The following is a 14,652-nucleotide window of genomic DNA, read 5'->3' on the forward strand; positions in this document are numbered from 1 at the left end:
ATGAAAAAAATCTTCTTCTTTGTCCTGAGCTTATGCTTTTCACTGACTTTTGCCCAACAAAAAATAAACGGCAAAATAAAAGACAATGAGACCAACAACGGACTTTCATATGCCAGTATTACAACCGGTACAGGTGTAAAAGCTGTTTCCGGCACCGATGGTTCCTTCAGTATTAAAACAAACAACAAGATCAAAACGGTCAGGATCGAACTTTGGGGATACCAAACAGCAGAAGTCCCGGTTTCAGACGAAAAGAGCTACTATGAAATAACATTAACCAAAAACATTGAATCCCTACAGGAAACTGCTCTCAAACATACGACTGATGCTTCTGAAATAATCAGGGATGTCATCAACAATAAAAATCGCAACAATCCGGAAACCTCACTGAACTCCTTTAAACTAAAGAGCTATAACAAACTTATCGCTACAGCCGATCCGAATACGATCGACAACCAAATAGATTCTGTATTCTTGAAAAAGAAAAAAGGACTAAAATTTATTGAGGCAGATTCTACAGCCTATAAGTTGAAAAGACAGCTTTACAGTTCCCATCTCTTTATAACAGAAAAGATTTCCTCCGTTGTTTTCGATAAAGAGAACGGGAAACACGAAACCATATTAGGCAGTAACGTTGCAGGCTTTAAAGAACCTGTTTACGAAATTCTTGCATTAAAAATACAGTCCTTCTCGTTTTACAAAGACAAATACACCCTGTTTGGCACCGAATACGCAGGCCCCCTGGCAGACAGGGCCCTTAAAAAATACAACTACCGGGTTGTAGATACTCTAAATACAGACAGAGGCAGTACTTACATAATTCATTTTCAGGGAAAAAAAAGGCAAAAATCTGCAACCCCCGAAGGACTTTTATACATCAGTGCAGATTCATACGCACTGCAAAAAGGAATTATAAAACTTAAGGCCGTAATAGACATCGAAGCATCCCAGGAGTTTGAATATTTTGAAGAGAATGACATCTGGTTTCCGGTTGAGAAAAACATTTCCATCTCAAAAGGAAGCAGCAGCAATGCTATAAATCTGTTCGGCGGCAATATCTTACTCACCAACTTAAAGGAAAAAGACATCGATACTACCAAAACGATTCACACCAGTTACTTTAATCCAGCAGAGGTCATCAAAATAACAGTAAGGGATCTCAATTATGGTATTTCAATAAACAAGCCTGTTAACCGGAGTAAAACAAAGTTCACCGTCGAAGTTGACGAAAATGCCGTACATCAGAACAATGCTTTCTGGAAAGAAAACCGGTCAGACCCCCTTACGGATAAAGAATTAAACACTTATACTTATGCAGACAGTGTCACTCAGGCCGCTAAAGCTGAAAAAAAGATCGGACTGATCAGAAAACTACTTGTTGGTTATGTACCTCTAAGCTATGTCGATCTGGATATAAAATCGGTTATAAAATACAATAATTTTGAAGGCTTCAGGCTTGGTGGCGGTATCACAACAAGCAATAACTTCTCTAAAGTACTGCGTTTAAATGCTTATGGTGCATTTGGTACCAAGGATCAGGATTTTAAATATGGGCTGGGCGCTAAAGTCAGGCTTAACAGAAACACCTCTACCTGGCTTGGATTCGACTATATAGACGACCTGACAGAAACCGGAAGCACCAAATATATAACAGACACGAGAGCTTTCTCTATTTTCGAGCCACGTCTTTTCAATATCACCATGTTTCACAACAGCAAGAGCATTGCCTCTCATTTGTCATACGATATAACCCCGCAACTAAGCTCCAAACTGAGACTCCAAAAAGCTGATATTATTCCTAAATACACATACAACTACATTAACGAAGGAACAAACTTCGACACTTATAAAATCACGACGACAACCCTGGGGATACAGTGGAATCCGAAAAATCTGTATATGCTCACTTCTGACGGGAAAAAAGTAATCAGAAATTCATTTCCACAGTTCTCGCTTCAGTATACACAGGCTATAAAAGGGTTACTAGACGGTTACTTTACTTTTTCGAAAGTAGATTTCAGAGCCCGTTATCACCTAAACCCGTTAAACAAAGGGCGGACATCGTTCCTGATAAATGCAGGCTTAGGCCTGGGAGACATCCCCCTGACACATTTATATCAGACGGCACCTAACCAGCCCGACGGCAATAAGATTTTAAAACGATTCTCCGTTGGTGGCGGCGACAGTTTTGAAACCATGTACTTCAATGAATTCTTTTCGGACAAGTACTTATCTGTCGAAGCCAAGCACTATTTTAAAAGGGTGAAGATTGCAGGCAGATTCAAACCTGAATTCGGACTGGCTTCACGTTTTGCAATTGGCGACATTAAAAACCCTGATTTGCACGAAGGCATCGGGTTTAACTCTTTAAACAAAGGGTATATGGAGTCAGGCTTTGAAATCAACCGGATTCTCAAAGGATTCGGGCTAAGCTTTATGTACAGGCACGGTGCCTATCACCTGCCGGCTTTTGATGAGAACGTATCCTTTAAGTTCACATATTATTTCAGCTTAGGATTTTAGGCAGCTTCGTTTCCATTTTCTACCTTTGCCCCATCTAAAAAGAAATGAAGCAGCCGCTGTTTAATGTTTTTACCAACAAAAGAACAAAACCATGCTTCTTCAACATTCATTCAAAGAAAACATAGATGGTCACCTGGATAAACACCAGTTTCTGGGCACGAGTTGCAAGAATCATTTTGAGAAATCGTATTTTGATACTGGCTATTATTGCCGGTATTACCGTATTCTTAGGAATGCAGTGGAAGCACATGCGTTTCACCTATACTGAAGCCAACTTACTTCCTGACGACCACCCGGTCAATCTGGAGTACAATAAATTCCTCCATCAATTCGGAGAAGAAGGGAATTTAATTGTTATTGCCGTTAAGGATTCCTCGCTTTTTACCCCGGAAAATTTCAACCATTGGAACAGGCTCAGCAAACAACTCCAGGCAAAACCCGAAATCTCGTTGGTGATCTCAACGGATAACCTTCAGGAGCTTGTTAAAAATACCGAGAAGCAGGCCTTTGAATTGAAGCCTCTCATCGACGGACAAATTGAAAACCAATCTCAGGTAGACACGATAAAAAAAGAATTATTCTCTAAACTGCCTTTTTACGAAAGTCTGCTACTGAATACTGAATCTCAGACACTCCGGTCTGCCATATACCTCGACAAAGAAATCGTAAACACATCGGTCCGCAAAGATTTTATTTTCGATGATTTCATTCCGCTCATTGAAGAATTCGAGAAGGAAACAGGTCTGGAAGTACACAGTTCCGGAATGCCATATATAAGGACACTTAACTCACAGCATATCATCGATGAGATCGGACTCTTTATATTAGCTGCACTAGGGGTTACTTCGCTTATATTCTTTTTCTTCTTCAGGTCATTCAGGGCTACATTCATCTCAATGGTCGTGGTTCTTATCGGAGTGATGTGGGCATTTGGCATACTGGGATTGTTACATTACGAGATCACCGTATTAACAGCATTAATCCCACCGTTGATTATTGTTATCGGAATTCCTAACTGTATTTTTCTTATAAACAAATATCAACAGGAGGTAAAGAAACACGGTAATCAGGCAAAATCTTTACAACGGGTTATTTCCAAAGTAGGAAATGCCACCCTCATGACCAACGCTACCACTGCTGCCGGTTTCGCTACTTTTATAGTAACCGAAAGTAAGATTCTAAAAGAATTCGGGTTAGTAGCCTCTATCAATATCATGGCCATTTTCATCCTTTCTTTGTTGATCATCCCGATCGTATACAGTTTTATGAAGCTGCCGAAATACAAACACCTCAAACACCTGAATAAAAAGTGGATTGGCGGATTTGTAGGCTGGATGGAAAACACCGTAAGACATCACAGGATCGGAGTTTATATCGTAGCCGTCGGATTGTTGACAGCAAGCATTATCGGGATTTATCAAATCAAAATTTCGGGAAGCCTGATAGAAGACATGCCCAAAGATGCAGGCTTCTTTGATGACATTCGCTTCTTCGAAAAAGAATTTGACGGAATCATGCCTGTAGAAATCATGGTAGACACAAAGCGACCGAATGGTGTTATGAGACTACCAACCCTTAAAAGGATGGAGCGTCTTGAGGAGTTGATTGATGAAATCCCTGAACTGTCAAAACCCATTTCAGTCACCAACCTTGTAAAATACTTCAAACAGGCATACTACAACGGCAATCCCGATTATTATCAGCTACCTACGAGTCAGGAGAATACATTTATTCTTCAATACGCGAGAAATTCGTCCGGGGAATCTGATGTTTTAAGCAATTTTGTCGACTCAACAGGTCAGGTGGCACGTATCACCACCTTTATGAAAGACATCGGGACAGATAAGATGGAAGGGATCGAAGAAGACCTATGGAAGAAGATCGACAAGGAGTTTCCTTCCGAGAGATATGATGTTACCATAACGGGCAAAGCCCTGGTCTTTATGAAAGGAACCAAGTATCTGGTTAAAAACCTTATCATATCGTTACTACTCGCCATTCTACTGATCTCAATTTTTATGGCATACATGTTCAGGTCATTCAGGATGATCGTCATATCGCTCATTCCCAATTTACTCCCGCTGCTTATCACTGCCGGCACCATGGGATATCTGGGTGTTCCAATAAAACCATCTACCATTCTGGTATTCAGTATTGCTTTTGGTATTTCGGTAGACGACACCATACATTTTTTAGCGAAATACAGACAAGAACTCGCTGCCAACAACTGGAAAATACAAAAATCGGTATACAATGCCTTAAGAGAAACAGGGGTTAGCATGTTTTACACCTCTATCGTCCTTTTCTTTGGCTTCTCAGTATTTATGATTAGTAGCTTTGGAGGTACCAAGGCGCTCGGCGGGCTGGTTTCCATGACATTGCTTTTTGCCATGTTATCCAACCTGATACTGCTTCCGGCATTATTACTATCATTAGAAAGGAGTATTGCCAACAAGAATGTATTGAAAAAGCCGTCCTTCGACGTATTAACCGAGGGGAAAGAAAAAGGGAAAGACCATCTCTAAAAAAACAAAGTCTGCCGGAATAAATTCCGGACAGACTTTTTAAGGTTCCCCCAAACCTCGATTCCTAATACCTTATTCTCATTAAATAAGGCACCAAGCAAATAATTGATTAATAGCATTTCAAAGATATGACTAGTTGATCTTCCAGATAAGGGTGTTTTTCCCCTTTCTATACAGAAATTAAAGAAAACATCATTTAATAGTCGCATTAAAACTTATATCTTTGCTCACCGAATTTCAATTGGAAAATCAATATGAAGGCGTATAGCATTAGAGAACTTTTAGAAGGAGACGATAAAATATTACAGGAGGTTACCGTAAAGGGATGGGTAAGAACATTCCGAAGCAACCGGTTTATTGCTTTAAATGACGGATCGACCATTAATAATATTCAATGCGTTGTAGATTTCGAAAACATAGATGAAGACGAACTAAAAAAAATAAATACCGGAGCTGCACTTGAGCTGAAAGGAACCTTGGTGGAAAGCATGGGAAAAGGTCAAAGTGTAGAGATTCAGGTAAATGAACTGGAAGTACTGGGAACCTCCGACCCTGAAACATACCCTATCCAACCCAAGAAACACTCCATGGAATTTCTTAGGGAGAATGCTCATTTACGTGTTCGTACAAACACCTTCAGCGCTGTAATGAGAGTTCGTAATGCTTTGTCATTTGCAATTCATCAGTATTTTCAGCAAAACGGATTTAACTATGTTCACACTCCTATAATCACCGGATCTGATGCCGAAGGTGCCGGGGAGATGTTCAGGGTGTCTACACTGGATCCTAAAAATCCGCCGTTGACAGAAGAAAATGAAATTGACTACAAGGAGGACTTTTTCGGAAAAGAAACCAATCTTACGGTTTCCGGACAGCTGGAAGGTGAGGCTTATGCGATGGCACTGGGCAAGATATATACATTCGGCCCTACATTTCGTGCTGAAAACTCAAATACTTCGAGGCACCTTGCCGAATTCTGGATGGTTGAACCGGAGGTAGCCTTTATGGATCTGGACGGGAACATGGACCTTGCTGAAGATTTTATCAAATACGTACTTCAATATGCATTAGATAACTGTAAAGACGATCTTGAGTTCCTGGAAAAGCGATTACTGGATGAGGAAAAGACCAAACCTCAGAAAGACAGAAGTGAAATGACACTAACAGAAAAAATCCGTTTCGTTTTAGACAATAACTTTAAGCGTGTAAGCTATACGGAGGCTATTGATATCCTGAAAAACTCAAAACCTAACAAAAAGAAGAAATTCCAATATATTATTGAAGAATGGGGTGCTGATCTTCAAAGTGAACACGAGCGCTTTTTAGTTGAAAAGCATTTTAAGTGCCCGGTTATCCTTTTCGATTATCCGGCAAAGATCAAAGCATTCTACATGCGTTTAAATGAAGATGAGAAAACCGTACGGGCCATGGATATTTTATTCCCCGGAATCGGAGAGATCGTTGGCGGATCGCAAAGGGAAGAGCGTTTGGATGTACTAAAACAGAAAATTGCAGATCTGGGTATCGACGAAAAAGAACTATGGTGGTATCTGGATCTGAGAAAATATGGATCGGCAGTGCATAGCGGATTCGGATTAGGCTTCGAGAGGTTAGTATTATTCACTACAGGAATGACGAACATCAGGGATGTAATACCTTTCCCAAGGACACCCCAGAACGCCGAATTTTAATTCATATAAAAAAGCCTGTAATTGCAGGCTTTTCTTTTTAACATACCCTTCTCTTTTCTTCGTTTTAAACAAACGTCTTCACCCTTTAATCTTCCTTTTGGCATTATAATTGTAATCGCTAAAATATAGAGCAGGTCTTTATGTAAAAATTAAGAGCGAATTCACTCTATAATCCTTATTTTTGTTTAAGAAACGTACTGATTATTTATGCTAAAACAGCAATTACAATTTAAATTATCTCAAAAGTTATCGCCTCAACAAATTCAATTAATGAAGCTGATACAATTGCCTACACAGGCTTTTGAGCAGCGGTTAAAACAAGAATTAGAAGAGAATCCTGCTCTTGAAAGCGGCAGGGAAGAAACATCTGAGTATGATGACCTCGACAACAACTATGACGATCAGTATGAAGACGAATTCGAGCAGGACACTACGAATGATGAGATTGATATCGACCAGTATCTAAGTGATGACGAAATTCCTGAATACCGCCTGCAAGCAAACAATTATAGTAGTGACGATGAAGACAAGAGTGTTCCTTATGCTGCCGGCACCAGTTTCCACCAGTTTTTATTAAACCAATTACACACTTTTTGGCTGGAAGACCAGGACATGGCAATTGCTGAATTTTTAATAGGCAGTATAGACGACAGCGGATACATAAGAAGACCTGTACCCGATATTGTAGATGATCTTGCATTTACACAAGGTATCTTTACAGAAGAAACTGAAGTGGATAGGATTCTTAAAATCGTTCAGGAAATAGATCCAGCAGGTGTTGGCGCCCGTGATCTGCAGGAATGCCTGCTGATACAGCTAAAACGAAAGGACAAGAACTCTAAAACCGATTTAGCTATTGATATTATTGAAAATTCTTTTGAAAAGTTCACGAAAAAACATTACAAAAAACTCATCCAGAAATACAACATTTCAGAAGAAGAACTCAAGGAAGCCATACATGAAATCGAGAGGCTAAACCCTAAACCCGGTGGCGCATACTCGGGAAATAATAAGATAATCGAACATATCATACCCGACTTTACCATCAGGATCATCGATGGTGAACTGGAACTTACATTGAATGGCCGCAACGCTCCGCAATTGCATGTTTCCAGGGAGTATGACAATATGCTGAAAGGGTACAAGGAAACCAAGGACAAATCGAAATCCAACAAAGATGCCGTTCAGTTCATCAAGCAGAAGTTAGATGCAGCCAAATGGTTTATTGACGCCATTAAACAGCGACAGGAGACCCTTTTGATCACCATGAATTCCATCATGCATATTCAGGAGGAATATTTTCTGACCGGTGACGAACGGAAGTTAAAACCTATGATCTTAAAAGATATTGCAGATCAGATAGGCATGGACGTTTCGACCGTATCCAGGGTCGCCAACAGTAAATACGTCGATACCCCTTACGGCACGATTTTAATCAAGGACCTCTTCTCTGAATCTGTAAAAAACGAAGAGGGAGAAGATGTTTCTACCAGACAGATAAAGAAAATATTAGAGACGGTTATTGAAGAAGAAGACAAACGTAAGCCCATTACGGATGAGGGCTTAGCCGCAATATTAAAAGAAAAGGGGTTCCCGATTGCCAGAAGAACCGTTGCCAAGTATAGAGAGCAGTTAAACATCCCGGTAGCCCGCTTAAGAAAGGAAATTTAATGTACAGACTAGCCAAAGCAGCAAGCTTTTTATTCCACCCCTTATTCACACCTATAGCCGGAACCATTATTTTTTTTCTGGTCACTCCCAAGTATACCCCGGCAGAAGTCATCAGGCCCATTGTTTTATCTATATTGATCATCTCGATACTTATTCCTGTTGTATTGTTTATCTTATTTAAAAACCTCGGATGGATCAGTTCTATATACCTGAATAATGTATCAGAGCGGAAGATCCCTATATATGCCTATATCATCTTAAATTATATCATTATACTAAAGGTGATACCGTTTAACCTGTATGAAGAGCTCTATTACTTTTTCGTCGGTATGGTCGGTGCATTGGTAGCATGCGTAATCCTGGTCTATTTTAAATTTAAAGCAAGCATGCACCTTATGGCTATAAGCAGCCTGACAACATTCGTAGTCGGTATTGCTTTTCATTACGAAGTAAACATCACTTTAGGGATTGCAGCACTCATTTTTTTAACAGGATTGGTTGCATCTGCCAGACTCTACTTAAAAGCCCACACCCCTCAGGAAATGATCGTCGGAATCATTATCGGCTTTATCCCGCAACTGATCACTTTCAACTCGTGGTTATAAAATATAGAAGATCAACCCCAGCTGAAGCACCCTCATATCGATCGGGTCGCCTGTTATTGTCTCCCTATTCTCTATAAGGTCATTGAGCTGGTATTGCACGTAAAAGTTCCATGTATTATAGCCAAAACTTAAATACGCTCCGTATTGGAGTTTTCTGATATCCGGGTTAGTGAATGACAGTCTGTTATCGGCATCTATGTACCTGGAGCGGTTTGCAAAATTATAACCCAGCTTTATTCCTGAATAAATACGCCAGAAGCTATGTGTTCCGGCTTTAGAAGTACGCCATCTGAACTCTATGGGCACATCTATCATATGCGCTTCTATCTTGTTCCTCTTAAAGTCGATGGAATCAGGAATACGCTCATAGTAGATCTCTTCTCCGCTTTTAACAGCCCGCAGGTTACTGTAAAACGAATTAACGGAGTAACCCACACCAATTCCAAAACCAATATTCCGTCTTGCATTCAGGGGAACATCTTTTATAAAACCAAGTTGTAAACCATATGGAAGGCTGCTCTGATCGACATTTGTCGGCCTGTTTAACAACGCATTGTAACTTATCCCTATATAAAACTGGTCTTCCAGGTACTTATCATCAGGCTCTCTGATCAGCAATGAATCTAACGCCTGTGCCTGGAGCACCAAAACATTCAGCATCGTAAAAATGATCGTCAGATGATATCTCATACAGGTATAGTTTAAAACAAATATAAGAGTATAATTAAAAAACCATGCCAATAAAAAATAATAAAAGCGCTTCTATTTCTAGAAGCGCTTTTATTAAGTTAAAAAGAAATCTGTTTTAGTTCTGTGAAGCTTTACCAACACGGGTTGTATAATTTATCTTCAAAGCATTAACCTTTCTTAATTGTTGTTTTATATCAGACACAAGTCCCATGTTAGTTTCTTTATCAACCTTAAGAGCGGTTGTAAGAACATTCTGGATCTCAGGTCGCTTGCCTGCTCTTTCCTCCAGAACATACGCGCCAACATCACTCACGTCTCTTAATTGATCATTCAACTGAACTCTCGATGCAGTTCCATAGGTTGCTTGATATCTTTCATGTGGTTTTCCCGCATAAATGTATATGATCCTATCTTTTTTATCAAGTTTCTGTACCTGATCTGCATACGGCAGTTCATTAACCACTTTCAATTCACTATCCTTCATCGTCGTTACTGTCATAAAGAAAAACAGCAACATAAACACGATATCAGGTAATGAGGCGGTTGAAACCGGAGGCAATTCGCCTTTCTTTTTCTTTGTGAATTTAGCCATAATACCTCGTTTTAATTAGTTTTATTAGGCTCAGCTTCTGATAATTTCTGAGGATAGGCCTCCTTAATATCGTCCAGCATTGTTTTAAGCCTGTCTTTCCTAGCTTCTTCAGTTTGAGGATTATCAAATTCCTCCTGCATCTGAACATAGTTCAATCCTGCATTTGGATACTTGCTTTCGGCATAACGATTACGCAAATCATTATACGCAGCCACCAATTCGTTCTGAACAGCTATATAAGTACCGTATTTTGTTTCCCTGTCATTCTGCAAGGAAATGATCGCTTTCGTTGGATTATCCGACGATTCTGGATCTTTTTTCCCTCTACAGTATGAACAAGCAGCATCTCCTGTACCTCCACCGTTATCCAGAAATTCCATTGCGGCTTTTCTTAGATCATCTAACTGCATTGGCTGTTCTTCAACAAGCAACTGACCGTTTTTATTAACGACTACAGTAAAGATGTTTTTTTGTTTGATCACCGGCGGGTCAACAACTTCCTCATCTGGCGGCAACTTTCTGTTGATACCACTATCTGTCTCTATGGTAGTTGTTACCAGGAAAAAGATAAGCAGCAAGAAAGCAATATCTGCCATAGAGCCCGCGTTAACTTCCGGTATTGCTCTTTTTGCCATAATTTATCGAACTTTTTTAAATCCAGACACCACCATTGACAAAACTGCCATAGCAGCCAAAATATAGAAGGCTATCAGCCCAGCTCCAACTGTCTTGGAAGTACCTTCAGAAGTTTCTATTCCTCTTTCGGCCATTTTAGTCAGGTCAACATCAGTACCACTTGATACGGCATAACTCACTATAACTACAAGGGCGAATACACCTAGTGAAATTAATGCCTTTTTAAGTTTATTCGGATGTGTTACCAGATTAACTAAAGTGAACAACAATGCTACAACAGCAGCCAAAATAGTCATATACTTCCCTAAGTTAATCATTATATCAATAGTGTTGGAACCACTAGGATCTTCCGACCGGGCAATCAATGCCCACAAAATCACCCCAACTACACCAAGCGCTATCGCTAGTATTTTTGCTATTTTATACATATGTCGTATATTTTATTTTATTATTTCTTATGCGCTGCAAGCATATTTATTAATGTAATAGACGAATCTTCCATATCATTTACAAGTGTATCAATTTTTGCAATGATATAGTTATAGAAGATTTGAAGAATAATAGCAACGATAAGACCAAATACAGTTGTTAATAATGCCACCTGGATATCACCTGCGATCAATGATGCATCTAGGTTACCAACTGCTGCAATCTTTTCGAATGCCTGGATCATACCGATTACAGTACCCATGAACCCAAGCATCGGAGCAATAGCAATAAATAATGACAACCAGGAAACGTTTTTCTCTAATTGTCCCATTTGCACACCTCCGTAGGCAACAACAGATTTTTCAGCCATCTCTATCCCTTCAGCCGATCTATCCAAACCTTGATAGAATATCGAAGCAACAGGACCTCTTGTGTTTCTACATACTTCCTTAGCAGCCTCAACGCCTCCTGAAGACAATGCATCCTCAACTTGCTGAGTTAGCTTTTTTGTGTTTGTTGTAGCCATGTTCAAGAATATAATTCTTTCGATTGCTACTGCAAGACCTAAGATTAAACAGAGCAATACAACTCCCATAAATCCTGCACCACCTTGTATAAATTTTTCTTTTAATACTTGATGGAATGATTTTGATTCTTCAGCAGGGGCTTCATCTTGTACAAGAGCCGCTGCATCATCAATAGCAACAATTTCTGAAATGTTTTCAGCTACCACAGGCTCAAGTGCCTTAGCGTTGGCATTTGTTGCGTTTAGAGCCAATAATCCAGCTACAGCCAGAATAGAGAATAATCTTTTCATTTTCTTTTAAACTTAATTTTGTTAGTTAATAGGGTTAAAGATAAAAAAATTATAATTAAATAATTAAACTACAGCAGAGAGGAAGGGATTCGAACCCTCGATACGGTTTTGCCGTATACACACTTTCCAGGCGTGCGCCTTCGACCACTCGGCCACCTCTCTGTATCCGTAACTTTTAGGGTGCCTAAATAACAAATTTTTTTTTAGACCAAGAAATTAAATCTAGTTTTTTAACTCATTTCGCCCCTCAAAGCTGTTTCGAATACAATTTTAAAAGTATTTTGACTAATTTCAGCACCTAACAGATACATCAACTTGGCAATAGCTGCCTCTGTTGTGATATCTTTTCCGCTAATGATGCCCAGTTCTTGTAAATGCACACTTGTTTCATATTGCCCCATACTCACACTTCCGCCCGAACATTGGGTTACATTTACAATATATTTACCTGCTTCGGAAGCATTTTTCAGTACCTCATAAAACCAGGGTGCTGTGGGAGCATTCCCCGCACCATAAGTCTCTATTATAACAGCCCTTACAAAATCGTTGTTCACTACACACTCAAAACTATGCCTGCTAATCCCCGGAAATAGCTTTACCACGACAATTCCCGCATCCAGTTTTTTGCGAACCACCAACTTTTTATCCGTTGGTTTCATCAAATATTCCTTATTGACCTTCAAATGCACCCCGCTTTCTGCCAATGCAGGATAATTCAACGATGCGAATGCCTGAAAATGCTCGGCATTTATTTTTGTGGTCCTATTCGCCCTGTACAATTTATATTCAAAATAAAGACACACCTCCTTTATTACCGGTTCACCATCTTCCATCAAGGAAGCGATCTCTATTGATGTAATTAAGTTCTCTTTGGCATCAGTTCTTAAATCTCCGATAGGCAACTGCGAACCGGTAAAAATTACCGGCTTCGAAAGATTTTCAAGCATAAAGCTCAGTGCAGAGGCCGTATAGCTCATCGTATCGCTGCCATGTAGCACGACGAAGCCGTCAAAGTTATCGTAGTTCTCTTCAATAATCTCGACGATTTTTACCCAAAACCCGGGATTCATGTTCGAAGAGTCTATGGGCTCATCAAAGGATATTGTCGAAATTTCGCAATTCAGGTGCGATAACTCGGGAATGCGCTTTAACAGTTTATCAAAATTAAAAGCCCTGAGGGCTCCGGTTTTGTAATCTTTGATCATTCCGATTGTCCCTCCTGTATAAACCAGCAATATATTCGGTTTTCTACTCATACGCTACGCTGTCAATCATGTTGAAACACTCAATCGTTAAGAAGCAATGCCATTAAAGGTCAAACTTATTTTTAACCGGATTGGCGTACATGGCCAAAAAGTTCTTTAAAGCCACCTCATTATTCTTCTCCACTCTCCTTGCAATCCGTCTGTCAAACTGCCGCTTCTGCTTTTCGTTATATTCGTTTTGAAAACGCGTGGTATTATAAAGCAGATCGTAAGCCATATAATTTGACGGCCACAGCTTGTAATTCTTATGGATCTGACAATCTATCACATCGGCTAACATCTGATATTGTTTGTTGACAGGCTCCCCGCTGTTACGGATATCATCCAACTCACCGTCAAGCACATCTCCTATCGAAATATGAATATGTTTTTTCTGACCTGTTGCACCTTTTAAAATAGAATTGAAATCCTCGTTATTGGACTTCACATATTCTTTATCATAATGCTTAGCCATCAGCTCCGGCATTTTAAGCATGTCGGTAGGATCGTATTCATATGATATAGAAACCGGAACTATCCTTATTTTCTTAAAATATTCCATCACATCGCTTTTTCCTGCAGCCAGGCCTATCATTTTCAACACTCCCTGATGCGTCTGATCGTTTCCGTCTTTTGTCCTTCCTTCACGTTGTGCAATCCACACACTTCTTTTTTCAAGACCAATCAAATCCCTGATGTATTCAGAAACAAGCCTGGAACTCTGTAACATCTCTCTTGGAGTAAGCGCTCTTCGGATCAAAAAATTCCTGTTGAGTTTTGAAAGCGCCATCAGAAAAGGCTTTTGCACCAGATTATCTCCAATAGCTGAAGCCGTCATTATCTGACGGTGTTCATACAAAGCAACATTGAGTAAAGACGTGTCTAGAATTATATCCCTGTGATTAGAGATGAAAAGGTAAGGTGTATCCGGATCCAATGTTTCAAATCCGTTGGTCGTGAAACCTTCTGAACTACGTTCAATTACATTCTTTACCGCATGGTAAATGACTTTGGTTTGAAAATCTCGAATCGAGTTACACGCTAAAACCTCCTCTCTGATTGTTTCGGGGGTTTTATCCGGAAATGCAAAATGAAGCAATGCTTTTATCATCGGATGCCCATAAACTTTTTGGAGAGCACCGTTCACTTCTTCATCTTTATACGGTCTTATTTGGTCAAATCTTGTCAATGATTAGGTTTTAGTTAAGCAAATGAACAAAATTTTGATG

12 protein-coding genes and 1 tRNA gene are annotated in these 14,652 nt (G+C 39.7%); 5 read left to right on the forward strand and 8 right to left on the reverse strand.

Annotated elements, in window-relative coordinates; all coding sequences use genetic code 11:
* The 5 genes from MQE36_RS02865 (at position 1) to MQE36_RS02885 (ending at position 9,015) form a co-directional block, all read left to right on the forward strand.
* Positions 1-2,523: a DUF5686 family protein gene (locus tag MQE36_RS02865; protein WP_242937694.1), complete on the forward strand. Its 2,523-nt coding sequence runs from the start codon at positions 1-3 to the stop codon at positions 2,521-2,523.
* 125 nt (positions 2,524-2,648) lie between these two features.
* Positions 2,649-5,048: an efflux RND transporter permease subunit gene (locus MQE36_RS02870; RefSeq protein WP_242937695.1), complete on the forward strand. Its 2,400-nt coding sequence runs from the start codon at positions 2,649-2,651 to the stop codon at positions 5,046-5,048.
* Between the two features lie 254 nt (positions 5,049-5,302).
* Positions 5,303-6,739: an asparagine--tRNA ligase gene (asnS, locus tag MQE36_RS02875; RefSeq protein WP_242937696.1), complete on the forward strand. Its 1,437-nt coding sequence runs from the start codon at positions 5,303-5,305 to the stop codon at positions 6,737-6,739.
* A 207-nt stretch (positions 6,740-6,946) separates the two neighbouring features.
* On the forward strand, positions 6,947-8,410 hold the full coding sequence (rpoN, locus tag MQE36_RS02880; RefSeq protein WP_242937697.1) for an RNA polymerase factor sigma-54: 1,464 nt from the start codon (positions 6,947-6,949) through the stop codon (positions 8,408-8,410).
* A complete protein-coding gene (locus MQE36_RS02885; RefSeq protein WP_242937698.1) occupies positions 8,410-9,015 on the forward strand; it encodes a hypothetical protein in 606 nt (201 codons plus the stop codon). The genes rpoN and MQE36_RS02885 overlap by 1 nt, the downstream gene beginning before the upstream one ends.
* Here MQE36_RS02885 and MQE36_RS02890 read toward each other — a convergent pair.
* From MQE36_RS02890 to MQE36_RS02925, 8 genes are all read right to left on the reverse strand, one after another.
* Positions 9,010-9,705 carry a porin family protein gene (locus MQE36_RS02890; protein WP_242937699.1) on the reverse strand — a complete coding sequence of 232 codons (696 nt, stop codon included), beginning with the start codon at positions 9,703-9,705 and terminating at the stop codon, positions 9,010-9,012. The genes MQE36_RS02885 and MQE36_RS02890 overlap by 6 nt on opposite strands.
* A gap of 115 nt (positions 9,706-9,820) precedes the next feature.
* Entirely contained in the window at positions 9,821-10,297 is a 477-nt protein-coding gene (locus MQE36_RS02895; protein ID WP_242937700.1) for an ExbD/TolR family protein, read from the reverse strand.
* 11 nt (positions 10,298-10,308) lie between these two features.
* Positions 10,309-10,932 (reverse strand): ExbD/TolR family protein, encoded by a 624-nt coding sequence (locus tag MQE36_RS02900; protein ID WP_242937701.1) that lies wholly within the window; start codon positions 10,930-10,932, stop codon positions 10,309-10,311.
* Positions 10,933-10,935: 3 nt separating this feature from the next.
* Entirely contained in the window at positions 10,936-11,361 is a 426-nt protein-coding gene (locus MQE36_RS02905) for a hypothetical protein (protein WP_242937702.1), read from the reverse strand.
* A 20-nt stretch (positions 11,362-11,381) separates the two neighbouring features.
* Positions 11,382-12,179 (reverse strand): MotA/TolQ/ExbB proton channel family protein, encoded by a 798-nt coding sequence (locus MQE36_RS02910; RefSeq protein ID WP_242937703.1) that lies wholly within the window; start codon positions 12,177-12,179, stop codon positions 11,382-11,384.
* A gap of 74 nt (positions 12,180-12,253) precedes the next feature.
* Positions 12,254-12,341 (reverse strand) — tRNA-Ser (locus tag MQE36_RS02915).
* Between the two features lie 68 nt (positions 12,342-12,409).
* On the reverse strand, positions 12,410-13,435 hold the full coding sequence (locus MQE36_RS02920; RefSeq protein ID WP_242937704.1) for an asparaginase: 1,026 nt from the start codon (positions 13,433-13,435) through the stop codon (positions 12,410-12,412).
* A 52-nt stretch (positions 13,436-13,487) separates the two neighbouring features.
* The gene (locus MQE36_RS02925) at positions 13,488-14,612 is read right to left on the reverse strand and encodes a 1-acyl-sn-glycerol-3-phosphate acyltransferase (protein ID WP_242937705.1); all 1,125 of its coding nucleotides are present in this window, start codon (positions 14,610-14,612) and stop codon (positions 13,488-13,490) included.
* Positions 14,613-14,652: the final 40 nt, after the last annotated feature.

It is taken from the genome of Zhouia spongiae (assembly GCF_022760175.1).
In the GTDB taxonomy this organism is placed as follows: domain Bacteria; phylum Bacteroidota; class Bacteroidia; order Flavobacteriales; family Flavobacteriaceae; genus Zhouia; species Zhouia spongiae.